The organism is Nocardioides albus (genome assembly GCF_014648255.1).
Classification (GTDB): domain Bacteria; phylum Actinomycetota; class Actinomycetes; order Propionibacteriales; family Nocardioidaceae; genus Nocardioides; species Nocardioides albus.
The window spans coordinates 203,208-226,278 of record NZ_BMQT01000007.1; the positions used below are offsets into that span (position 1 = coordinate 203,208).

The 23,071-nt window shown below is 69.0% G+C and carries 21 protein-coding genes; 9 read left to right on the forward strand and 12 right to left on the reverse strand.

Annotation, left to right across the window (positions count from 1 at the left end):
• The first annotated feature begins 47 nt into the window (after window positions 1–47).
• Window positions 48–851, forward strand: a complete 804-nt coding sequence (locus tag IEY84_RS16325; protein WP_183545459.1) for a TrmH family RNA methyltransferase — start codon at window positions 48–50, stop codon at window positions 849–851.
• 87 nt (window positions 852–938) lie between these two features.
• Here IEY84_RS16325 and IEY84_RS16330 read toward each other — a convergent pair whose 3' ends face one another.
• The 4 genes from IEY84_RS16330 to IEY84_RS16345 are packed head-to-tail and all read right to left on the reverse strand — an operon-like array spanning window position 939 to window position 5,726.
• Window positions 939–2,564, reverse strand: coding sequence for a glycoside hydrolase family 13 protein (locus tag IEY84_RS16330; protein WP_183545458.1), 1,626 nt, complete (start codon window positions 2,562–2,564; stop codon window positions 939–941).
• Between the two features lie 14 nt (window positions 2,565–2,578).
• Window positions 2,579–3,457 carry a sugar ABC transporter permease gene (locus IEY84_RS16335; RefSeq protein ID WP_183545457.1) on the reverse strand — a complete coding sequence of 293 codons (879 nt, stop codon included), beginning with the start codon at window positions 3,455–3,457 and terminating at the stop codon, window positions 2,579–2,581.
• The gene (locus tag IEY84_RS16340) at window positions 3,441–4,439 is read right to left on the reverse strand and encodes a carbohydrate ABC transporter permease (RefSeq protein ID WP_183545456.1); all 999 of its coding nucleotides are present in this window, start codon (window positions 4,437–4,439) and stop codon (window positions 3,441–3,443) included. The genes IEY84_RS16335 and IEY84_RS16340 overlap by 17 nt, the downstream gene beginning before the upstream one ends.
• A gap of 18 nt (window positions 4,440–4,457) precedes the next feature.
• Window positions 4,458–5,726: an extracellular solute-binding protein gene (locus IEY84_RS16345; protein ID WP_183545455.1), complete on the reverse strand. Its 1,269-nt coding sequence runs from the start codon at window positions 5,724–5,726 to the stop codon at window positions 4,458–4,460.
• Window positions 5,727–5,882: 156 nt separating this feature from the next.
• On the opposite strand from IEY84_RS16345, the gene IEY84_RS16350 reads away from it, so the two are divergent.
• The gene (locus IEY84_RS16350; protein WP_229788738.1) at window positions 5,883–6,926 is read left to right on the forward strand and encodes a LacI family DNA-binding transcriptional regulator; all 1,044 of its coding nucleotides are present in this window, start codon (window positions 5,883–5,885) and stop codon (window positions 6,924–6,926) included.
• Window positions 6,927–7,057: 131 nt separating this feature from the next.
• Here the strand turns inward: IEY84_RS16350 and IEY84_RS16355 are convergent, their stop codons facing one another.
• The gene (locus IEY84_RS16355) at window positions 7,058–7,978 is read right to left on the reverse strand and encodes a DUF559 domain-containing protein (protein WP_183545454.1); all 921 of its coding nucleotides are present in this window, start codon (window positions 7,976–7,978) and stop codon (window positions 7,058–7,060) included.
• 240 nt (window positions 7,979–8,218) lie between these two features.
• Here IEY84_RS16355 and IEY84_RS27025 point away from each other — a divergent pair, with 240 nt between their 5' ends.
• Complete coding sequence (locus IEY84_RS27025; protein WP_183545453.1) at window positions 8,219–9,190, forward strand: GNAT family N-acetyltransferase; 972 nt, start codon at window positions 8,219–8,221, stop codon at window positions 9,188–9,190.
• Here IEY84_RS27025 and IEY84_RS16365 read toward each other — a convergent pair.
• The 3 genes from IEY84_RS16365 to IEY84_RS16375 all read right to left on the reverse strand — a co-directional run bounded on the left by IEY84_RS16365 (window position 9,177) and on the right by IEY84_RS16375 (window position 12,580).
• Complete coding sequence (locus IEY84_RS16365) at window positions 9,177–9,872, reverse strand: Pr6Pr family membrane protein (RefSeq protein WP_229788740.1); 696 nt, start codon at window positions 9,870–9,872, stop codon at window positions 9,177–9,179. The genes IEY84_RS27025 and IEY84_RS16365 overlap by 14 nt on opposite strands.
• A 4-nt stretch (window positions 9,873–9,876) precedes the next feature.
• On the reverse strand, window positions 9,877–11,478 hold the full coding sequence (locus IEY84_RS16370) for an ABC-F family ATP-binding cassette domain-containing protein (RefSeq protein WP_183545452.1): 1,602 nt from the start codon (window positions 11,476–11,478) through the stop codon (window positions 9,877–9,879).
• A gap of 199 nt (window positions 11,479–11,677) precedes the next feature.
• Window positions 11,678–12,580, reverse strand: a complete 903-nt coding sequence (locus tag IEY84_RS16375) for a patatin-like phospholipase family protein (RefSeq protein WP_183545451.1) — start codon at window positions 12,578–12,580, stop codon at window positions 11,678–11,680.
• 242 nt (window positions 12,581–12,822) lie between these two features.
• Here IEY84_RS16375 and IEY84_RS16380 point away from each other — a divergent pair, with 242 nt between their 5' ends.
• From IEY84_RS16380 to lhgD, 3 genes are all read left to right on the forward strand, one after another.
• The gene (locus tag IEY84_RS16380) at window positions 12,823–13,119 is read left to right on the forward strand and encodes a nucleotidyltransferase family protein (protein WP_183546264.1); all 297 of its coding nucleotides are present in this window, start codon (window positions 12,823–12,825) and stop codon (window positions 13,117–13,119) included.
• Window positions 13,120–13,156: 37 nt separating this feature from the next.
• Entirely contained in the window at window positions 13,157–13,426 is a 270-nt protein-coding gene (locus IEY84_RS16385) for a HepT-like ribonuclease domain-containing protein (protein ID WP_221208828.1), read from the forward strand.
• Between the two features lie 67 nt (window positions 13,427–13,493).
• Entirely contained in the window at window positions 13,494–14,678 is a 1,185-nt protein-coding gene (gene lhgD, locus IEY84_RS16390; protein ID WP_183545449.1) for an L-2-hydroxyglutarate dehydrogenase, read from the forward strand.
• A 42-nt stretch (window positions 14,679–14,720) separates the two neighbouring features.
• On the opposite strand, the gene def is transcribed toward lhgD, so the two are convergent.
• Window positions 14,721–15,332, reverse strand: coding sequence for a peptide deformylase (gene def / locus IEY84_RS16395; protein ID WP_183545448.1), 612 nt, complete (start codon window positions 15,330–15,332; stop codon window positions 14,721–14,723).
• Window positions 15,333–15,427: 95 nt separating this feature from the next.
• On the opposite strand from def, the gene IEY84_RS16400 reads away from it, so the two are divergent.
• From IEY84_RS16400 to IEY84_RS16410, 3 genes are all read left to right on the forward strand, one after another.
• Complete coding sequence (locus IEY84_RS16400; protein ID WP_183545447.1) at window positions 15,428–16,792, forward strand: acyl-CoA dehydrogenase family protein; 1,365 nt, start codon at window positions 15,428–15,430, stop codon at window positions 16,790–16,792.
• Between the two features lie 79 nt (window positions 16,793–16,871).
• Window positions 16,872–18,086, forward strand: coding sequence for an acyl-CoA dehydrogenase family protein (locus IEY84_RS16405; protein WP_183545446.1), 1,215 nt, complete (start codon window positions 16,872–16,874; stop codon window positions 18,084–18,086).
• 212 nt (window positions 18,087–18,298) lie between these two features.
• On the forward strand, window positions 18,299–19,228 hold the full coding sequence (locus tag IEY84_RS16410; protein WP_183545445.1) for a patatin-like phospholipase family protein: 930 nt from the start codon (window positions 18,299–18,301) through the stop codon (window positions 19,226–19,228).
• Between the two features lie 108 nt (window positions 19,229–19,336).
• Here the strand turns inward: IEY84_RS16410 and galK are convergent, their stop codons facing one another.
• Genes galK through IEY84_RS16425 form a run of 3 tightly spaced genes read right to left on the reverse strand, consistent with a single transcriptional unit; the run spans window position 19,337 to window position 23,060 of the window.
• Window positions 19,337–20,497, reverse strand: a complete 1,161-nt coding sequence (gene galK, locus IEY84_RS16415) for a galactokinase (RefSeq protein ID WP_183545444.1) — start codon at window positions 20,495–20,497, stop codon at window positions 19,337–19,339.
• A 45-nt stretch (window positions 20,498–20,542) separates the two neighbouring features.
• Window positions 20,543–21,391 (reverse strand): hypothetical protein, encoded by an 849-nt coding sequence (locus IEY84_RS16420; protein WP_183545443.1) that lies wholly within the window; start codon window positions 21,389–21,391, stop codon window positions 20,543–20,545.
• On the reverse strand, window positions 21,378–23,060 hold the full coding sequence (locus IEY84_RS16425; protein ID WP_183545442.1) for a VWA domain-containing protein: 1,683 nt from the start codon (window positions 23,058–23,060) through the stop codon (window positions 21,378–21,380). The genes IEY84_RS16420 and IEY84_RS16425 overlap by 14 nt, the downstream gene beginning before the upstream one ends.
• Window positions 23,061–23,071: the final 11 nt, after the last annotated feature.

The following is a 23,071-nucleotide window of genomic DNA, read 5'->3' on the forward strand; positions in this document are numbered from 1 at the left end:
CTGTCGATGGCGGGCCGGGCACTGCCGACACGTAGGCTGGGGAAGCCATGGCGACCATGATCGAGATCTCTGACCCCGCCGATCCACGGCTCGCCGACTACCGCGACCTGCGCGACGTCGAGCTGCGCAAGTCGCTGGAGTCCTCGGAGGGTCTGTTCCTGGCCGAGGGTGAGAAGGTCGTACGCCGCGCCGTGGCCGGTGGCTTCGAGCCCCGCTCGTTCCTGATGGCGCCGAAGTGGCTCGACGGGCTCGCCGACACGCTCGCCACGACCGATGCGCCGTGCTACGTGATGAGCGAGAAGGCCGCCGAGGAGGTCACCGGTTTCCACGTGCACCGCGGTGCGCTGGCCTCGCTGAAGCGGCGACCGCTGCCGTCGGTCGACTCCGTGCTGGAGGGCGCCCGCTCGGTGCTCGTGCTCGAGGACATCGTCGATCACACCAACGTCGGCGCGATCTTCCGCTCCGGAGCCGCGCTCGGGTTCGACGCCGTCCTGCTGGCTCCCCGCTGCGCCGATCCGCTCTACCGGCGCTCGATCAAGGTCGCGATGGGTGCGGTCTTCGCGCTGCCCTGGACCCGCCTGCCGGACTGGTACGAAGCCCTCCCGTCCCTCTCCGCCGCCGGCTTCACCACGGTCGCCCTGACCCTGGCCGACGACGCCGTCGACATCGAGAAGGCTGTCGAAGGCGTCGACAAGGTCGCCCTCGTCCTCGGCTCCGAGGGCCACGGCATTTCTCCGCGCTGGCAGCAGGCCTCCGACCGCCGCGCCATCATCCCGATGTCCGCCGGCATCGACTCGCTCAACGTCGCCGCCGCCACCGCCGTCGCCTGCTACGTCACCGCCCGCCGATAGCCCGCCGAGGCGTCACGTACGTCGGCCGAGTCGGCACTGAAGTGCCAACTCTGCCGACGGGAGTGACGCCTCGGCTGGGGGCGTGGGTTAGATCTCCCACCAGACGGTCGTGTCGCCGGGCAGGTCGACGGAGCCGCCGGCGAGGGGGAGAGGGCCGGAGGAGGAGAGGAGTACGCGGCCGGGGGCGGTGATGCGTACCGGCTCCTTGGTGGTGTTGACCGTGCAGGCGAAGCCGTCGCGCTCGAACCAGAGGACCCCGGCGGGGGCCTCGTCGTGCCAGGTCACCGCGTCGCCGGCGCCGAGGCCGGGGACCTCGCGGCGCGTGCGGATGGCGGAGCGGTAGAGCTCTAGGGTGGACCCTTCGACTCCGGTCTGGGCCTCGACGCTCAGCTCGGCCCACTCCGCGGGCTGCGGCAGCCACGAGCCGCCGTCGCCGAAGCCGTAGGACGAACCCGACCGGGTCCACGGAAGCGGCACCCGGCAGCCGTCGCGGAAGCCGTCCTGGCCGCTGGCGCGGTGGAAGGACGGGTCTTGGCGGACCTCGTCGGGCAGATCGGTGACGTCGGGGAGGCCGAGCTCTTCGCCCTGATAGACGTACGCAGACCCTGGCAGCGCCAGCATGAGCAGCGTCGCCGCGCGAGCCCGACGGAGCCCTAGCTCCCGATCACCCGGCGTACGGATCTGCGTGCCCGATCCCGGCGGGTTGGCGAACCGGGTGGCGTGCCGGGTGACGTCGTGGTTCGACAGCACCCAGGTCGCCGGAGCACCGACCGGCCGCATCGCGTCCAAGGAGCTGTCGATGACCTTGCGCAGCGCCGCGGCGTCCCAGGCGGTATCGAGGTATTCGAAGTTGAAGGCCTGGTGCAGCTCGTCGGTGCGTACGTAGTTGGCCGATCGTGCCACCGTCGGGGTCCACGCCTCGGCGACGAAGATCCGGCCCGGGTAGTCCGCCAGGACGTTCCGCCAGGTGCGGTAGATGTCGTGGACGCCGTCCTGGTCGAAGAAGGGCATGACGTCGTTGCCGAGCAGGTGGAGCTGGTCGGCGTGACCGATGGAAGGCAGGCCCTCGGCCTTGACCAGACCGTGGGCGACGTCGATACGGAAGCCGTCGATGCCGAGGTCGAGCCAGAAGCGCAGGATGTCCAGGAACTCCGCGTGCACCTCGGGGGAGTTCCAGTTGAAGTCGGGCTGCTCGGGGGCGAAGAGGTGGAGATACCACTCACCATCGTCGACCCGCGTCCACGCCGGGCCGCCGAAGATCGAGTCCCAGTCGTTCGGTGGCTCCGAGCCGTCCGGCCCGCGTCCGGGCAGGAAGTGGTAGCGCGACCGCATCGGCGACCCGGGACCCTCGGCCAGCGCCTGCTGGAACCAGACGTGCTGGTCGGAGGAGTGGTTGGGGACGATGTCCGCGATGATCTTCAGTCCGAGCTCGTGGGCCGAGGCGATCAGCGCGAGAGCGTCGTCCAGCGTGCCGTAGCGCGGGTCGACCGCCCGATAGTCGGACACGTCGTAGCCGCCGTCGGCCTGCGGCGAGGCGTAGAACGGGCTCAGCCAGACCGCATCCACGCCCAGGTCGCGGAGGTAGGGGAGCCGGGACCGGATCCCGGGAAGGTCGCCGGTCCCGTCGCCGTCGCTGTCGGCGAAGCTGCGCGGGTAGACCTGGTAGATGACGGCGTCGCGCCACCACTCGGGGCTCAGGGAGGAGCTGTTCATGTTCCTGGGGCCTTTCAGCCTTTGACGCCGCCGGCGGTCAGACCAGTGACGACGTGTCGTTGGACGAGGTAGAAGAAGAGGGTCACGGGGATGGCGATGAGGACCGCGGTGGCAGCCATCAGGTTCCACTGTGCGTCATGCTCGCTGATGAAGCTCTGCAACCCGACCGCGAAGGTGTACTTCGAGTCGTCGAGCAGGAACGTCGAGGCGAAGGCGACCTCGGCGAAGGCCGTGATGAAAGCGTAGAACGCGGCCACAGCGAGGCCCGGGCGGGCCAGCGGCAGGATCAGTCGCCAGAACGTACCGAACGGGGTGAGCCCGTCCATCATGCCGGCCTCGTCGAGCTCGATCGGGATGGTGTCGAAGTAGCCCTTCAGCAGCCACGAGCAGTAGGGGACGATCGTGGTGCAGTTGACCAGGATCAGACCGAAGTGGGAGTCGACCAAGCCGAGCCGGGAGAAGATCTCGTACATCGGCACGATCAGCACCGCGATCGGGAATGCCTGCGTCAGCAGCAGGATCCACATCAGCGTCCGGTTGCCGGGAAACCGCATCCGGGAGACCGCGTAACCGGTCGTCGCCGCCGACATCACCCCGAACAGGGTCGTCCCGCCCGCGACCACCATCGTCGACCACAGCCAGTCGAAGAAGGCGGTGTTGGTGAGCACGAACCAGTAGTTGTCGAGGGTCGCCTTCGCGGCGATCCCGCCGGGGTGGAGGTAGTCGTCCTTGTCCGGTCCCAGGGACAGGTAGACGAGCCAGATGATGGGGAACAGCGCGATCAGCGACGCCACCGTGAGGGTCACGTGGGTGCCCACCCGGGCGACCGGGCCGAGTTCGCCGCGTCGGCGCTGCCGTTTTCCGGGCGCGTACGTGCTAGGCGAGTTGGTCATTGCGTTTCAACCACCGGTAGTAGAAGGACGTGAAGACGATCAGGATCGCGAGCAGCAGGACGCCGTACGCCGCCGACATGGCGAAGTCGCGTGGCTGCTGTCCGAACCCGAGCCGATAGGCCCAGGTGACCAGGATCTGCGCGTCCGGCGCGGTGTTGCCGAAGAGCAGGAAGATGATCGCGAACTGGTTGAAGGTCCAGATCACGCCGAGCAGGACGACGGTCGAGCTCACCGAGGAGAGCCCCGGCAGGGTGACGTGACGGAACCGCTGCCAGGCGCTGGCGCCGTCGATCTCGGCGGCCTCGTAGAGGTTCTCGTCGATGGACTGCAGCCCACCGAGCAGGGAGAGCATCATGAACGGCACGCCGCACCAGGTGTTGACCATGATCGCGGCCGTTCGCTGCCAGGTCGGGTTCTCGAGCCAGCTCGGCTCGGCGAGGCCGATCGTGCCGAGCATCGTGTTGATGACGCCCGCGTCGGCCAGCATGATCCGCCAGGCGAAGACGGTGACGAAGGTCGGCACCGCCCACGGCAGGATCAGCAGGAGCCGGTACGCCACGCGCCCGCGCAGCCGCTGGTTGAGCAGCATCGCCAGCCCGAGGCCGATCACGTAGTGCAGGACGACACAGGTGACGGTCCAGACGATGGTCCACACGAAGTGGGACCAGAACCGGTCGTACGCCGACGGGCCCCACAAGATCTCGGCGTAGTTGTCCAGACCGATGAACTTGTACGTCGCATCGATCGTGTTGACGCCGATGGTGCGTGCCGAGTTGAGGCTGTTGGCGTCGGTCAGGGTCAGGTAGAAGCCGCGTGCGAGCGGGTAGCCGACGAGCACGCCGAGGACGATCACGACGGGCGCGACCATCGCGTAGGCGTACCAGTAGCGGCGGTAGGAGTCTCGCGCGCGCTGGAGGGGGCCGGGCGCCCGCCGCCGAGACCGCGGGGTCTCGGCGGCGGGCGCTGGTGCTGTCAGAGTCATCGGACGATTAGTCCTGACCTACTTGGAGTACTCGGGCAGCAGGTCGGCGAAGGCCGTCTCCAGCGTGGCCAGACCGTCGTCGAGGGTCTCGGCGCCGGAGGCGATCTTCGGCAGCTCCTGATCCATCGGACCCCACAGCGAGGAGTACTCGGGCAGCTCGGGTCGCGGCTGGGCGGCCGGGAGCACGGTCTGGTAGCCGGCGATGGCCGGGTCGGCCTTGACCTCGTCGGTGTAGGCGTCGTCGCGGGTCGGGAGCGTGGCGTTCTTCAGCGCGATCTGGGCCTGGGTGTCGGCCGAGGTCATGAACTTCACGAACTTCGCCGAGGCCTCCTGGTGGGCCTCATCCGAGCCGGCGTAGATCGACAGGTTGTGGCCACCGGTCGGGGCGCCGGCCTCGCCGGTCGAGCCCGCCGGGACGGTCGCGATGCCGAGGTTGTTCTTGTCCGCGAACGCCGAGCCCTTGTAGAAGTTCGTGATCTCCCAGGGACCCTGGATGATCGCGGCGACCTTGCCGTTGACGAAGGCGTCCTGGATGTGGGCGTACGCGTCGGCGGTGGTGTCCGCCTTGTGCAGACCCTTCCCGTCGAAGAGACCCTGCCAGGTGGTCAGACCCTTCTTTGCCTCGGGCGAGGTGATGGTGATCTTCTCGTTCTCGACGTCGACGGTGTCGGTGCCCTCGCCGAAGAGGAACGGCTCGGCGTAGTAGGCGGCCGTGGAACCCCAGTAGCCGTCCACGCCGGTCTTGTCCTTGATCGTGGCGGCGTCGGCCTTCAGGTCGTCCCACGTCGTGGGTGCCTCGGTGACGCCGGCCTTCTCGAAGAGGGCCTTGTTGTAGACCAGCGCGAGGGTGTCGGTGACGAACGGGACGCCGTAGGTCTTGCCATCGAACTCGGCCTGCTTGATCAGGTTGGGCTGGAAGGCGTCCTTCTCCTCCAGCGCCTCGGTGTCGTCGAGGGGCGCGAGGAAGCCCTTCTGTGCGAACGCCGGGGTCCATCCCACCTCGGCACGCAGCACGTCCGGAGCGCCGCTGGCGCCGGCCGCGGTGTCGAACTTGTTCTGCGCCTGGTCGAACGGCACGTTGACGTACTTGACCTTGATGTCCTTGTTGGCCTTCTCGAATTCCTTGACGAGAGCCTGGTACGTCGGGGCCTCGTTGGTCGCGTTCGAGGTGTCCCACCAGGTGATGGTGACCGGGCCGTCGCTGCTTTCGCCGCTGCTACCGCCACATGCCGATGCCGCGAGGGCGAGCGATGCCGCCACTGCGGTGGCCACGATGCCACGTCGCATGAGTTCTCCTTCGAATATGGGGGCCGGACGAGGAAGCCGTCCGGGGATGTGACGAAGGTAACCCCGCGTCGAGAAGAATGAAAGTGTCTTTCAGCAAAAGTTGCAAAGTTGCTGAAACTTCTTGCGGCGGGTGAGGGGAGGGGGCATGATGTGACCGTGCCCATAACACCAGCCTCTGCCCGCCTTGCTGACATCGCGGCCCATGCGGGCGTGAGCGAGGCCACGGTCAGCCGCGTACTCAACGGCAAGCCAGGCGTCGCCGCGGCGACGCGCGAGGCGGTGCTGGCGGCGATCGACGTCCACGGGTACGAGCGCCCCGTCAAGCTGCGCCAGCGCAGCGAGGGCCTCGTCGGGCTCATCACGCCCGAGCTCGACAACCCGATCTTCCCGGCGCTCGCGCAGGTCATCGCCCAGGGGCTGACCCGGCAGGGCTACACCCCGGTGCTCGCGACGCAGACTCCTGGCGGCTCGACCGAGGACGAGCTCACCGAGATGCTCGTCGACCGCGGCGTCACCGGGATCATCTTCGTCTCCGGTCTGCACGCGGACACCACCGCCGACATGACCCGCTACGACAAGCTGCGGGCCCAAGGGGTCCCCTACGTCCTCCTCGACGGGTACACCCCCGACATCAAGGCGCCGTTCATCTCTCCCGACGATCGCGAGGCGATGCAGCTGGCCGTCACCCACCTCGCCACGCTCGGCCACTCCAAGATCGGGCTCGCCGTCGGACCGCGCCGCTTCGTCCCGGTCCAGCGCAAGATCGAGGGCTTCGTCGCGACCATGGCCGACCGCTTCGGCCTGAGCCCGGAGGTGATCGAGAAGGACCACATCCGCGACTCGCTGTTCACCCTCGAAGGTGGCCAGGCCGCGGCCTCCGAGCTCATGGACGACGGCTTCACCGCGATCGTCTGCGCCAGCGACATGATGGCGCTGGGCGCCATCCGTGCCGCCCGCTCGCGCGGTCTGCGGGTCCCCGAGGACGTCTCCGTCGTCGGCTACGACGACTCCCAGCTGATCGCCTTCACCGACCCGCCGCTGACCACCGTCCGCAAACCCGTCCACGCGATGGGACAGGCCGCAGTCCGAGCCATCCTCGACGAGATCGCCGGCACCGGTACGCCCCATTCGGAGTTCGTCTTCCACCCCGAGCTGGTGGTGAGGGGTTCCACGGCCTCCGGCCCCCGCGTCACCCCCTGACCCACACTCCGCCGAAAGGTCAGAATCTGACGCCGAAGAGTCAGTTTCTGACGGCGAAGGGTCGATTTCTGGTGCCGAGAAGTCGGTTTCCGACAGGCGGTCGCGAGCGGTCTGGACCAGAAGGTGGTGAGTCACCAACGACGGTTGGTCAGCGCCGGCCTGAGTGCGGCGCGGACCTCGCGCAGCCATGCGTCGAGCCGGTCGCTCGTGAAGTCGCCGCGGCGTACGACGATCACTGTCCACCCATGGTCGCGCAGCCAGCGGCGCCGCTCCGCGTCGTGCCTGCGTTGGTCGGTGGTGAGCTCGTGTGCGTCGACGCCGTCGTACTCGACGCACACGCGGGCGTGTTCGTAAGCGAAGTCGAGCCGGTAGGTCGGGACCTCGTCGATCTCGATCCAGAACTGGGGTTCAGGCAGCGGCAACCCCGCATCGTGGATCGCGAGGAGCGTCCACGCCTCCCGGGCGGACTCGAGTCGCGGATCGACCAACGGCGCCAGCGCCTTGAGCTGTCGGACGCCTCGCCGCCCACGGTAGCGCGGCAGCATCAGCGTGAAGTCTGCTGGCGCCAGGCCGTGCTCCCGAGCGAGTGCGCACATCGCTGCGTACGCCTCCCGGCGACGAAGGTTGCATCCGAGGTCGCAGGCCGTCCGGATCGGCGTCGTGACCGTGACGCTGCCTATTTTGATGATGTCGGTCGAGATCAGGTCCCGGGTGTGACCGTCGATTCCCGTACGTCTCGACCGGGTGTGCCCGCGCAGCGCACAGGTCTCCAGATCGACGTCGAGATCGAGCTCTGCGTAGGTGAGGGCGTTGACCCCGTGGATGAGGGCGGCGGTGCGGTCGATGACGACGTGGTGTGGAGCGACGACGCGTGCGACCGCGGCCGCACGCGTCTGCGGGGTGTCAGGTGTGCTCGCCGGGGCGAACGCGCCCCGCACAACTCGGCGCACGACGCCGTCGTCGATCATGCGGTAGACGTCGTCAGCGCTGATGCCGAGCTCAGCGGCGTCAGCGAGACTGAACGGGCCGGGGGGAATCGTGAGAGTGGTCATGACACCAGCCTCGGGACGAGAGCCGACAGTCTCGAGCGTGAAGTCGGCGGTTGGGGATAACTGCATCCCGAATGACTCCTGTGGACAGGAATTGGCCCAGGCACGGTCCGCCATGCCATCCAGGCCCGAGAATCGACTTCTCGCGGTCGAGAACTGACTCTTCGGCCTCAGAAACTGACGTTTCGGCGTCAGGAAGTGACCGCTCGGGGAGTGGGGGTGGGCGGCTGGCAGGATGGGCGCGTGACGATTGTGGCTGCTGCTGATGGGTCGGCGCTCGGCAACCCCGGGCCTGCGGGGTGGGGTTGGTATGTGGACGAGTCCACCTGGGCATGCGGCGGGTGGCCGCACGGGACCAACAACCAGGGCGAGCTGACCGCGGTGCTCGACCTGCTGCGGCAGACGGCGCACACCGGCGAGCCGCTGCTGATCTACTGCGACTCGAAGTACGTCATCAACTCGGTCACCAAGTGGATGGCGGGCTGGAAGCGCAAGGGCTGGAAGAAGGCCGACGGCAAGCCCGTCCTCAACGTCGAGATCATGAAGGACCTCGACGCGGCGATGCAGGGCCGCGACGTCCGGTTCGAGTGGATCAAGGGCCACTCCGGGCACCCGCTCAACGAGGCCGCCGACAGGCTCGCCAACGGTGCCGCGCTGGCCTATCAGCAGGGCCGTACGCCGAACCCCGGACCGGGCTACGCGGGAGCCGTCGAGCCGCCGGCCGTCGCCCCGCAGGTCGCGCGACCCGAGCCCGAGCCGGACGACCTGCTCGGTCTGCTGAGCGCGGAGCCGGCCGTGGCCGAGAGGCACGCGGCGTACTCCTTCTCCGCCGACCAGAGCCGGATCGACCCCGACTGGGTGCACCGGATGATCGCGCAGTCCTACTGGGCCGGCGACCGCACACGGGAGGTGCAGGACGCGGCCAACAAGGGGTCGCGCTGCTACGGCGCCTACGACGCGGCGGGCAATCAGGTCGCCTTCGCTCGCGTGGTCAGCGACTTCGCCGCCTTCGCCTGGTTGTGCGACGTGATCGTCGACCCGGGCGTACGCGGCCAGGGGATTGGCAAGCTGCTGCTCGAGGGCATCCTCGCCGACCTCGAGCCCTACCGCATCCGCCGCACCCTGCTCGCCACCGAGGACGCCCACGAGCTCTATGCGAAGTACGGCTGGGAGCCGCTGCCCGCGCCCGAGCGCTGGATGATCAGGCAGGGCTGAGCCCAGCGTCGTCCTCGTCGGCCACGGCCTCGGTGGAGCGTCGACGCCCGGCCGCGACGACACCCCAGGCGACCAGGGTGAACGCGGCAGCGATGCCGATGACGTACGCGACGACGACGGTGTAGCCGCCCTGCAGGTGGTGGTTGAGGAACGGGTAGGGATACCACCACGGGTCGCCGGTGCGGGGACTGACGACGTGCTCGCCACGGATCAGGGTGTAGGCCGCCCACACGATCGGGAAGGCGATGATGGCGCCGACCGCGCGCCACTGCAGCCGGCGACGTGGTGGAGCGACGAAGAGGTCGACGACGAGGAACAGCGGGCCGATGAGGTGCAGGACCTCGTTGGCCCACGGGTACGCCGCTGGGACGAGGCCGCGCAGCAGCAGGTTGTAGACCAGGCCGGTGATGGCCATGAACGTCGTCGCCGCCGCCATCAGCACGGCGACCCAGAGGGGCTCCTCGGTGCGTCGGGTCAGCGCCCAGAGACCGGCGCACACCAGTGCCGCCGCCGCGAAGAGGTTCGACTCGATCGTGAAATAGCTGAAGTAGTTCACCACCACCGTGGCCGTGCTGGAACCTTCGGCGGGCGTGGTGCTCAGCGCTCCACGGAACTCTGCCGTCATCGCGGCGAGGATCAGCACGGCCATCGCGAGTCGAAGGATCGACCAGGTCCGTGTCACGAGATCACCGTAGCCGTCGGGACGCGCTGAGACGGCCGTTCTCGAGGTGAACGTACGTGTCGATGCTCAACCGGTCGAGAAACGCGTCGTCATGGCTGATCACGATGAGAGCGCCGCGGTAGGCGCCGAGTGCGGCGACGACCTGCTCGACGGTGGCGATGTCGAGGTTGTTGGTTGGCTCGTCGAGGACGAGCAGCTGAATGGGCGGATCCAGCAGGAGGACGGTGGCCAGGGCGACCCGGAAACGCTCTCCGCCGGAGACGTCACCGATCCGCCGGTGCACGACGTCGCCGCGGAATCCGAACCCGGCCAGCGTCGCGCGGACCTCCTCGGGATCGGCTTCGGGCTGAGCGCTGCGTACGGTCTCCAGGATCGTGGCGGCGTCGTCGAGATGGTCCAGCCGCTGTGGGAGGTGGCCGATCCGGGTGATGAGGACGGTGCCGTACGGCTCCTGGCGGGCGGCCCGAGGACCGACCAGCGTCTCCACGAGCTGGGTCTTGCCGGCGCCGTTGCGTCCGGTGAGGGCGAGCCGTTCGGGGCCTTGGACGACGATGGTGCTTCCGCTGCTGTGCAGCTCGGCGACCCGTCGGCCGGTGGGCAGCTCTGGAGCGGGCAGATCGATCTTGACCTGGGGATCACGGCGCACGCGCTCGGCGGTCCGGTCGCGAAGCTCGCGCGCCCGGTCGACCTTCTCGTCGAGCTCGCCTCGGAGCTTGCCGGCCGAGACCTCGGCCTCGCCGGCCCGAAGCTTCATGATGGTCTTCGGACGGCGCTTGTTCTCGTAGTCGGTGCGGGCATAACGCTGCCGCCGGGCGAGCTTGGTCTGTGCCTCGACCCGCTGGCGTTTCTCCGTACGCAGCTTCTGCTCGGCCGTGCTCAGGGCCTGCTCCGCCGCGGCCTGCTCGCGTTCGACGTGCTCGCGGAACGCGGAGTAGGGGCCGCCATAGACCGTCAGTGACCCGTCGCGCAGCTCAGCGGTCTCGTCCATCAGGTCGAGCAGCGCCAGGTCGTGGCTGGCCACCACCAGCGTGCCTCGCCAGCCCGCTACCAGGTCGTAGAGCCGGCGCCGGGCCTCGCGGTCGAGGTTGTTGGTCGGCTCGTCGAGCAGCGCGATCTCGGCGCCCGAGAGACCGATTCCGGTCAGGGCCGTCGCGACCGTCTCCCCGCCGGACAACGTCGCCACCCGGCGGTCGAGATCGAGGTCGGGCAGGCCGGCCGTCCCGAGCGCGGCCCGCGCGCGCTCCTCGACGCCCCAGTCGTCGGCGAGCGCGTCGAAATGGCGCGGATCGGCATCGCCGGACTCGATCGCCCGCAAGGCGTCCAGGCGATCACGTACGCCGAGCAGGTCGGCCACCGTGGCATCGGCCTGCAAGGTGATGTGCTGGGGCAGGTAACGCACCTGACCCCTGACCGAGACCGACCCTGCTGCGGGGGTGAGCTCGCCGGCCACGACCCTGAGCAGGGTCGACTTGCCGGCGCCGTTGGTGCCGACCAGACCAGTGCGCCCGGGGTTGAAGGCCGCGTCGAGGCCGCTCAGCGCGACGGCGCCGTCGGGCCAGAGAAGGGTGATGCCGTCGAGGACGACGGCCGGGTGCTGCGTACTCATAGAGCTCCTGGATGTGTCAGCGGGACGCTGACATCGGAGCCCGGAGGATCGACGAGGTCAGCGCACGAGGGCGGTGAGCGGCTCGCGGATCAGCACGATGAGTTCCTTCTGGTCGGTGATGGTGCGTGATCAGTCTCCGGTACGCCTCGCGGTGGTCGCAACGGGTTATCCATCCCGTTGCGACCACCTGTGCCCGGCGTCAGGTCCAGAGGTCGACGAGCTGCTGAGCGAGTCGGCGGCCTTGGTCGTGGCCCGCTCTCGCCGCCGGTGCGCGGGTCGCGAAGCTCATCATGTTGTCGCCGAACGCCGCGAGCGAGGCGGCGTCCGGAAGGACCGTCTCGACCCTGCTGCCGCCTGCCCGCAGCTCGTCGACCTGGGTGGCGAGATCGCTGCGCCACGCTGCCGGATGCCGAGTCCTGCCGCCGAGCGGCGAGAGCACGAGCACGCGTTCACAGCCACCGGCAAGGTCGGCGTTCTCGCTGGATCGCCGGTAGCCGCCGTCGATGTAATTGCGCGACCCGATCCGGTACGCAGGTCCGCCCGCGCAGCTGGCCGCGACCGCGTCGACCAGGTCGATGCCGCTGTCGCGGTCGAACACGACCGGGTCTCCGGTGTCGGCGTCGACCGCAGCGAGGTGCACCGCGTGCGCCGGCCACTGAGGACTGGGCAGCCGGGCGGCGACCGTCTCGCGCCAGCGCACGCGTGCGGACTCGCCCGCCTCGGTGGCCAGGTCGACCGCGTTCGCGCCGGCACGGCGGCGCATGTCCGCCAGGTCTGCGGAGGCGGCGATGATGGCGTTGGTCCGCTCCAGATGGTCCATCCACGTCGCCCTTCCGGCTCCAGGAGGCGGGCCCGGGTGGGGGTGACTCGGCGGCGGTGGTGTGTCCAGGGTGCCGGCGAGCAGGTCGCCGGGACTCGCACCGGCGATCTGCGCCGCAGCGGTCGCTCCGGCGGAGGTGCCGATGACCAGGTCGGCCTCGGTCACCGCCATTCCGCCCTCGCTCAGTCCGGCGATCACGCCGATCAGCCAGGCGTTGCCGGCCGATCCGCCGCCGCCGAGGACGAGCGCGCGTCGCGGTCGTGGGACAGGTGTTGTGCTCATGGGAGTACCTTTCAAGGTTCGAGGCGGCGCTCCCGTCGGCGATCAGCGCAATCGCCGGACCGTGGACTGCAGGGGAGCACCCGCTGTGGACGCTGTGTGCACGGGACTCACCTCCTGCCGAAAGATCACGATCGCTGCGACGCTAGCACTGTCAAGAGGCGTCGCGCTCGTGACTTTCTCCGATGCTGGGTGAGGCGACACCACTGTTGTCGAAGATCTGGGACACTAGGCGCGTGAATGCGATGACCAAGCTGGACCGCGAGGCGATTGCGCGTGCCTGCAATCGGTTCGGTGTCGCGCGCCTGCGGATCTTCGGGTCTGCGGTGACCGGAAACTTCGATCCCAAGCGCAGTGATCTCGACTTCTTCGTCGATTTCTTGCCAGAGGTAGAAGACCTTCTCGGCAACTACCTTGCACTCAACGAGGAACTGGAACGAATTCTCGGTTGTGAGGTTGACCTGGTCATGACGGATGCGGTGAAGAACCCCTACTTCGCGGCGGCCGCATTCCCGACAGCCAAGGACGTGTATGCAGCCTAGAGCCGCCGCGTTGCTGTGGGATCTACACACCGCGGCGATGCGTATCCAGGAGTTCGTTGCGGGAAGAACGTGGGAGGAGTACGCGGAGCACGTCCTTCTCCGTTCTGCTGTCGAGCGACAGTTCGAGATCGCGGGCGAGGCTATGAGCGTTCTGCGCAAGGAAGACTCCGAGACTGCAGAGCGAGTGCCCGGGGTTCACAGAATCGTCGGCATGCGGAATGTCTTGATCCATGGCTACGCCGAGATCAACGACCTCACCGTGTGGCGTACCGCGACAAGGGACCTGAACGCGTTGGTACGGCAGTGAATGCGCTTCTGATCGAAGCGGGTCCTCCGGTAACCGAAGATGGCAGAGGGGCTCAGGCTCTCGAAGGATGACGACCGTCGGCGTGGTCGGTGGAGGCATCGTCGGGCTCGCGGTGGCCCGCGAGATCCTGCTGCGTCGCCCCGAGGACACCGTGGTGGTCTTCGAGAAGGAGAGCCGCCTCGGGACTCATCAGACCGGCCACAACTCCGGTGTGGTCCACGCGGGAATCTACTACCGCCCTGGCAGCCTCAAGGCCGGGCTCTGCACGCGTGGCCGTGACCTGCTCGAGGACTTCGCTGTCGAGCACCAGGTTCCGTTCGAGGAGTGCGGGAAGCTCGTCGTCGCGGTGGACGAGTCCGAGATGGGGCGCTTCGACGCGCTGGAGAAGAAGGCCACCGAGAACGGTGTGCCGGGTCTGAGGCGGGTCGGCCCCGCGGAGATCCAGGAGATCGAGCCGTACGCGGCAGGGCTGGCCGCCCTGCACTCGCCGCGGACGGCGATCATCGACTACGTCGCGGTGGCCGAGGCGCTCGGCCGGGCGATCCGCGACGCCGGGGGAGAGGTACGCCTCGGCGAGGAGGTCACCGGCATCCACCGGGTCATCGGTGGGACAGAGGTCGAGACGCCCGCCGGTCGGACCCTCGTCGACCACTTGGTCGTCTGCGGCGGGTTGGAGTCGGACCGGCTCGGCGAGCTGACCGGCGGTCCGAAGGCGCCCCGGATCATCCCGTTCCGGGGTGAATACATGCAGGTCGATCCCGCGAAGCAGGATCTCGTCCGGGGCATGGTCTATCCGGTCCCCGACCCGCGCTACCCGTTCCTCGGCGTGCACTTCACCCGGCGCGTCGGCGGCGGTCTCGAGGTCGGCCCCAACGCCTTCCTGGCGCTGAGCCGGCGACGCTACGGCCGCACTTCCCTGACGCCGCGCGATCTCGCCGACACGCTGCTCTGGCCAGGTTTCTGGCGGTTCAGCGCGGAGCACTGGCGCACCGGGATCACCGAGCTCCGCGGCGTACTCTCCACGCGGGCCTACATGCGCGAGGCCCAGCGCTACGTGCCGGAGATCGGCGCCGAGGACGTGGTCCGGGCAGGGCTCGGCCTGCGGGCCCAGGCGATCGAGCGCGACGGGTCGCTGGTCGACGACTTCGTCATCCACCACGCCGACGGCATCACCTCGGTGCGCAACGCGCCGAGCCCGGCCGCGACCTCCAGCCTCGCGATCGCCGAGTACGTCGTCGACCGGATCTGCTGACTTCTCGAGGTCAGAAAGTGACTTCTCGGCGTCAGAAAGTGACTAGTCGGCGGGGGTGGCGGGCCACTCGGGCGGGAAGTCCTTCGCCAGGCGGGTCTGCTCCTTGGTGAGCTTCTTGCGCGCCTTGGCCGAGATGCGGTCACCGAAGACGGTGCCGTTGGTGTGGTCGGTCTCGTGCTGCAGGCACCTGGCCAGCAGCCCGTCGCCCTCGAAGTGGACCGGCTCGCCGTCGAGACCGAGCCCGTCGACCGCGGCCCAGTCGGGGCGGGCGCAGTCCACGAAGGCGCCGGGGAAGGAGAGGCAGCCCTCCAGGTCGACGTCGAGATGGCGGTCGTCGCCCTCGGGCAGGGTCAGGACCGGGTTGCAGACGACACCGACCGTGCGCTGACCGGTGGCGTCCGGGCAGTCGAAGACGAAGATGGCGACGTCCTCGCCGATCTGGTCGGCGGCCAGGCCCACACCCTCGGCGGCATACATCGTCGCGACCATGTCGGCAGCCAGCTCGGTCAGCGCGGCGTCGAAGACCTCGACCTTCTTCTTCGGGCGGTGCATCACCGGGGTGCCCCAGCGTGTCATCGGCCGCACCTTCCCGCCCTCGGGCAGGGCGCCGTGGGGCGCGAGCGGAGCACGGGATTCGAGCGGGGAGTCGGCCATGTGCAAAGCCTATAAACAAGACGTACGCGGTTTGTTACCGCCATCACCACCCCGAACTGTAGACCACGTTGTAACTCCCAGTTACAGTTCTACCCATGAGTATCCTCCAAGGCCTACGTGGCGGGGTCGCGCACGGCGTCCCGTCCGGCGAGTCGCGTGATCCGATCGGGTTCGCCGTGGCCGGTCTGCGCAAGCTCTCGCAGAGTCCTGTGCTTGACCGGCTCGGTGTCCGCAAGCAGACCGAGCAGGCTGTCTTCACGGTGACCCGCAGCGGGTTCAAGACGATGGCGGCGACCAGTCGAGCGTTCAAGAAGAAGGGCAAGCAGGGCGCCCCGGGCGTCCGCGTGCCCAACGCCATCCCCCAGGGCGTCTTCGACCTGACCCCGACCGAGGACGAGCAGATGCTCGTCGACGTCGTCACCGAGTTCGCCGAGGAGGTCGTACGTCCCGCAGCGGCCGAGGCCGACGAGGCCTGCGCCGCCCCCGACGACCTGCTCAAGTCGAGCCTGGAGATCGGGCTGCCGATCCTGGGTGTCCCCGAGGAGCTCGGCGGCATCTCCGAGACCCGTTCCGCGGTCGCCGGCACGCTGGTCGCCGAGGCGCTCGCCAAGGGTGACCTCGGCCTGGCCGTCGCGGCGCTCGCGCCCGGCTCGGTCGCGACCGCGCTGGGCCTGTGGGGCACCGACGAGCAGCAGCAGACCTACCTGCCGGCGTTCACGGAGGGATCGGTCCCCGCGGCAGCGTTCGCGCTCAACGAGGACAGGGTCCTCTTCGACGTACTGTCGCCGGCCACCACCGCCACGAAGACCACCGACGGGTTCACGCTCAACGGCACCAAGTCGCTGGTCGCGCGTGGCGCGGAGGCCGAGCTGTTCGTCGTCGGCGCCAGCCTCGACGGCAAGCCGGCCCTCTTCCTGGTCGAGTCCTCGACCCCCGGGATCGCCATCGAGTCCGAGCCGGCGATGGGCGTGCGCGCTGCCTCGCTGACCAAGCTGACCCTGACCGACGTGAAGGTCCCCGCGTCCGCCGTCCTGGGCGAGACCGACGGCTCGACCTACACCGAGGCCGTACGCCTGTCCCGCCTCGCCTGGTGTGCGCTGGCCATCGGCGTCGGCCAGGCCGTCCTCGACTACGTCACGCCCTACGTCAAGACCCGCGAGGCCTTCGGCGAGCCGATCGCCCACCGCCAGTCGGTGGCGTTCATGGTCGCCAACATCGCCATCGAGCTGCAGGCGATGCGCCTGGTGACCTACAAGGCCGCCAGCCGGGTGGCCCAGGGCATCGACGCGACCCGCGAGATCGCGCTGGCTCGCAAGCTGTGTGCCGACAAGGGCATGCAGATCGGCCTCGACGGCGTCCAGTTGCTCGGTGGCCACGGCTTCGTCAAGGAGCACCCGGTCGAGCGGTGGTACCGCGACCTGCGTGCCATCGGGATCATGGAAGGCACGGTGCTGGTCTGATGAGCGAGCGGAGCGAGCGAAGAATCCAACACAGCCATCGTTGTGCCTCATCGGCGCACGGAGCGAAGCGAGTACGTCGATGAGTATTAATCTGGAAGACCCCAAGAAGCTCAAGCCGCTGCGTGAGCAGATCCACCAGGTCGCGATGAACATGCTGCGGCCGATCTCGCGCAAGTACGACAAGGCGGAGCACGAGTACCCCACCGAGCTCGACATGCTTGCGGCCATGGCCGACGGGCTCTCCGAGTCCGGGCAGGGTGAGGGCGCAGGCGCCACCGGCGTACGCCGCGACTCCAAGCCCGACGACGGCTCGGTCAAGAACGGCGCGAACATGTCCTCGGTGCTCTCGGTCAACGAGATGTGCTGGGGTGACGTCGGGCTCACGCTCGCGATGCCGCGCCAGGGCCTGGGCAACTCGGCCATCGCGTCGGTCGCCAACGACGAGCAGCACGAGCGCTTCGACGGCGTCTGGGCTGCGATGGCGATCACCGAGCCGGGCACCGGCTCCGACTCGGCGAACATCAAGACCACCGCGACGCTCGACGGCGACCACTACGTGCTCAACGGCGAGAAGATCTTCGTCACCTCCGGTGATCGCGCCGACGCGGTCGTGGTGTGGGCGACGCTCGACAAGGAGCTCGGCAAGGCGGCGATCAAGTCGTTCGTGGTCGAGAAGGGCACGCCGGGGATGAAGGTCGAGCGCCTCGAGCACAAGCTCGGGATCAAGGCCTCCGACACCGCCACGATCACCTTCACCGACTGCCGGGTGCCGGCCGAGAACCTGCTGGGTTCGCCCGAGATCGACATCAAGCAGGGCTTCGCCGGGGCGATGGCCACCTTCGACAACACCCGGCCGCTGGTGGCCTCGATGGCAGTCGGGTGCGCCCGGGCCGCGCTCGACTACACCCGCGACCTGCTCGAGAAGGCGGGCGTCGAGATCGACTACGACCGGCCCGCTCAGCTGCAGTCGGCGGCCGCGGCGAAGTTCATCCAGCTGGAGTCGGACTACGAGGGCGCCTACCTCCTCATGCTCCAGGCCGCATGGATGGCCGACAACCGCCAGCCGAACTCCAAGGAAGCATCCATGGCCAAGGCCAAGGCCGGCCGGATGGGCTCGGACGTGACGCTCTCCTGCGTCGAGCTGGCCGGCACCATCGGCTACTCCGAGGGTGAGCTGCTGGAGAAGTGGGCCCGCGACTCGAAGATCCTGGACATCTTCGAGGGCACCCAGCAGATCCAGCAGCTGATCGTGGCGCGCCGGGTGCTCGGCCTCACCTCCGCCGAGCTGAGGTAGACCCGGCCCGAGTCGGCTCATCCTGACCGGAATCCATGCCGAGTCGGCGCGTCATGACGCGCCGACTCGGCATCTGGGTTGTTGACGACGGGGTCTGCCCGGGGCCTCGGCGAGCGGCTCGCCGCGGACGTGATGTGACGTGCACCCCTGTCAGGGAAGGCCAGGAACGACCCGCTGCCGGACCTACTCGCCGGTAGGGTCACAATCCAGATGTGGACGCATTGCAATCGGGAGTGGCCGAGCTGCTCCGGTCCCGCCTCAGCGGGGAGAGTCGGAACGACGGTGACGGGGCGACCCTGGCTCTCGTGATCGAGGGTGGCGGGATGCGAGGGATGCTGTCGGCGACGATGGCCGCGGTGCTCGCCGACCGCGGCCTGCTGGATGCGGTCGACCTGGTGGTCGGCACCTCCGCCGGCGCCGCCAACGCGACCGCGGTGGCGGCCGGGACGATCGGTGCCTTCAGCGAGTCGTACGCCTCGGTGTTCGCCTCTCCCGAGTACATCGGCGCGGGGCGGATGCTGCGCCGCAAGTCGATGGTGGACACCCGAGGGATCACGGCCCGTTCGGCGGAGCTGTTCGAGTGGTCGCTGGCGCTGCGGGACGGGGCGCCGCGGCTGGCCGCGGTGGCGACCGATGTGGTGACGGCGAGGTCCGTCCCGCTCACCGACTTCGCTGATGCCACCGATCTCGCCGACTCGGTGGTCGCCTCCAGTCAGCTCCCCCTGGCCGGCGGCCTCCCGGTGACCGTACGCGGCCGCCGCTGGCTCGACGGCGGGCTGGTCGAGGCCGTGCCGGTGGCCTCGGCTGCGGCACTCGGGGCGACGCACGCGATCGTGCTGGTGACCCGACCGTTCGGCACGGCGCCGGCCTACGGGTCGGCCGACCGCGTCATCGAGCGTTACCTGCGCCGGGTCAACCCCGAGCTCGGCGACCTGTACCGGAGCCGCCCGGAGCGCTACCGCGCCACGGTCGCGCAGATGAGGGCCGGGAGCTGTGCGGGCGTACACACGCTGACGTTCGCGCCCGATGTGGCCGACCCGATCCCGGGCCGCACCGAGACCGACGTCGATCTGCTCCGTGCGGCGCGTCAGGCCGCTAGCGGCACCATGACCCGGATGCTGGCCGAGGCGGGCTTGGTCTGAGTCGGCGCGGCGCGGCGGATGCTGACCGAGGCGATGTCCTGAGCCTGTCGAAGGGTAACTCGGTCAGTGGCCACTGACTTCGTCGAACTCCACGAAGTCAGTGCGAGCTCACCGAGTTACCTCGGTGAACATCGCGCCGGCGGACGGGGCGGCGATCAGGTGCCCCGGGGCGCCGTAGCCGGCTTCGGCGAAGGCCTTGTCGATGGCGGCACTGACCTCCGCGACGGCATCGGCCGGAAGGATCGAGACGATCGATCCGCCGAAGCCGCCGCCGGTCATCCGAGCACCGTCGGCACCGGCCTCGACCGCAGTCGTGACGGCCAGGTCGAGCTCGGGGACGGAGATCTCGAAGTCGTCGCGCATCGAGGTGTGCGAGGCGGCGAAGAGCTCACCGATCGCGGCCCAGTCGCCGGCCCCGAGCGCGGTCACTGTCGGCTCGACGCGGGCGATCTCGGTGACGATGTGGCGCGCCCGGCGGCGGACGACGTCGTCGCCGAGCGACTCGACCTGGTCCAGAGCGGCCTCGCGCAACGAACGCAGCCCGAGGTCGGCGGCGGCCTTCTCGCACTGGGCGCGGCGGGAGGCGTAACCGCCGTCGGTCAGCTGATGCTTGACCCGGGTGTCGGTGACCAGGATCGTGCGCTCGCCCAGGGCGAGCGGGACGCTGCGGTGCTCGCCGGAGTCGAAGTCGATCAGCAGTGCACCGCCCGCCTCTGCGAAGACAGCCACCGACTGGTCCATCCCACCGGTCGGCGCGTTGGCGACCTCGGTCTCGGCCCGGATCCCGGCCGCGACGACCGCGCGCTGCAGGTCCTCGTCGAGAGTCCGACCGGCGAGGCCGAGCGCCGCCACCGCGGTGGCGCACTCGACCGAGGCCGACGAGGACAGACCGGCGCCGAGCGGCACCGACGACTCCAGGTACATGTCCAGGCCACCCGTCACGAGACCAGCCTCGCGCAGGGTCCACAACACCCCCGCGACGTACGCTGCCCAGCCCTCGATCTCCGCCGAGAGCTCGTCGATGTGGCTGGTGAACGGCTCGGGCTCCTTGGCCGAGGCGATCCGGACGACGCCGTCGGTGCGCGGCGCGGCCGCGGCGTAGGTGGCGTGGGGGAGCGCCACCGGGAGCACCAGGCCGGCGTTGTAGTCGGTGTGCTCGCCGATCAGGTTGACCCGTCCCGGCGCCCTCCCGACCACCGTTGCCTCGGAGCCGAAGGTCGTACGCAGCGCCTCGGTCGCGCGGGTGGTGAGGTCGGTCGGTTCGAGCATGGGGCAAAGTCTGCCGCGTGCACGTGCCCAGCGACGATCCGGGGCTCAGTAGACCGCGATCACGCGCACGGTCGCGGTCCTGCTGCGGGTGTCGAGGCGACGAATCACTCCGACGACCGCCGCATTCTCCTTGTCCTCGAGGGCGTCGAAGTCCTCCTGCGTCCCGCGAGTGCCGATGTGCATGGTGATCGTGAGGCCGTGACTCGTGACCTCCACCTCGCGTTCTTGTGCCAGCTGTAGGAGCCGAGCCAGCCATCCAGAGGGCGTCGCCGCCAGGCGAAAGTCCGGTCCGGCCATGTAGAACTTGAGGAACTGGTCGGCGACATCGGGCTGGACGACCAGATCGGCCACGCGCTCGAGATCCTCGTCGTCGGTGCGGTGGATCAGCCCCATCGCCTTCAGACGGTTGAGGACGTCGTCGGCCATCGTGGGCAGCGTGTGCGTCAGCCGACGTTGATACGTGGAAGCCGTCTCGCGTACACGTTCGCCGATGAACGAGACCCGAGGCACGCTGATGCCGCCTTGGACACGCCCCTGTGCCTTGCGCAGCTCCTCGATGAGGCGGTCGCTCTCCGTGCCACGGTTCATCTGCGCGTGCAGGAGCGATATCCGCGTCTCGGAAAGGAAGTTGTAGGTACGTATGCGCTGGTCGGAGGAGTCGGGCTTCGGTCTCGGCTCGTCGATCGGGCCGGGCGGAGGCTCCGGCCGTGTTGTGTAGGCGGCCACAGCGCCACCGGCGCAGGCCACGAGGACAGCACCCGCTGCCCAGCCCCCGGAGCCGGTGAAGACGGCCGCGCCGGCCAGCGGCACGGCCAGGACCGCGCCGGCCGTGGACCAGCCGGAGTTGATGATCCGGACGATCGGCGAGGACGCCTCGGGGTCATTGGTAGTCACGGATCTCCTGGAAGATCTTGCGCAGGTCGTCGGTCTCCTTGGCGACAACGTCGCGGCCGCCGGTCTCCTCGGCGAAGCCGACAAGCTGTTCGATGCTCGGGTCGGTCGAGGCGGCGGCGTCGCCGACGAGCACCACGTAGAGAGGCACCCCGAGCGCGCGGTAGTCGGCGTCGTACTTCTTCTTGAGCTGGGCATAGGACTGGCCGCCGTTCTGCTCGCCGTCGGTCATCAGCACGATCGAGGTGGTGGCGCCCTCCTCGGGAGCCTTCACGAGGTCGGCGTAGGCCACCTCGATGGCGTCGTAGTAGGCGGTGCCCCCGTCGCCGCTCAGCTCGCCGACACCGTCGATGAGGTCCTCGAGCGCCTGGTCGCTCTGCGACCGGTCCTTGACCACGACGGACCCGAGACGCGCCACCTCGTCGGCGTAGGTGTAGACCGTCAGCCGCTCGCCCTTGCGGAAGCGCTTGAACTGCCCGCTGATCGAGGTGTTGTCGCCGACGAGCCCCTCGAAGGCGCGCCGCAGCCGATTCATCTTGAGGTCGTCCATCGAGGCCGAGGTGTCGAGCAGGTAGGTGGTGCGCGTCTTGGGAGCGAACTCGTCGAAGTAGGTGAAGATCAGCTCGTCGACGGTGCCGAGGTCGTCGGGGAGCGGGAGCGTCTTGACGCTCTTGTCGGGTACGCCCGCTGCGGGCTTCACATCGTCGCGGCCTGGCCGCCGCTCGCTCTTCTCGCTCAAGTCCTGCTGGACGTCGGGGGTACGCAGCCACGCGACCGCCGTCTCGTACGCCTTCTGCTTCTCGGGGTTGACGAGCGTGAGCGGGTAGGTGGCCTCCGTGGTGCCGTCGCTGGGATAGATGATGTCGAGACCCTCGACCTGCTTCGAGAGCGCCAGCAGCTCGGACTCGTAGTTGAAGATCGCGTCGTAGGCCTCAGGGTTCTCGCGGAACTTGTCCGAGAGCCATCCCGAGCTGGCTGCGCGGCCGAGCTGGCCGCTGAAGAGCTGGCGTACGTCGTTCTGGATCAGGCCGACGTCCTCGCTCTGCAGCGGCGGATCGGCATCGAACGCGGTGGCGACGCCGGCGAGGGTCGACAGGCCGGAGTTGGAGGAGGCCGGGCTGGTCATCAGGAACCCGAGCTCACCATCGCCGGCGCGGCCCGCGATCTCCTCCCACGAGACCTCGGTGTTCTCGGTCCAGCCCAGCTGTGTGGCGACGTCGTGGCGCACCCCCAGGGCCACCGGGGAGCGCATGATCGGCTTGGACGTGGTCAGGTCCTCGGTGCCTTTCGCCGCCAGCGCAAGACGCAGGTAGTCGTCGGAGGCGAACCAGGCAGCGTCGTAGCGGTCCGGATCACCGGCGATCGCGTCGGCGGCCTCGAGAGTTCCGATGAGCTCGGGCCGCAGCTCGACGTTGGTCTCCTCCTCGAGCCGTTTCACCAGGTCGCTCGGCTCGCACCGGGCCGGGGTGCTGCTCGCCTCGTCGGCCTGGCTGGTGCCGTCGGCGCAGAGGACATCGTCGAGCTCGGAGCCGGCAGCGATCTTCAGCGTCGTCCTGTCGGCCAGCTTGTCCGGTTCCGCGCCGTCAGGGATCAGCCGTGCCACCGCGAACCAGATCAGCAGGACCAGGACGAGGCCCCCTGCGACAACTGTCGCCCACCCCTTGCGGTTCACCTGAGACGCCT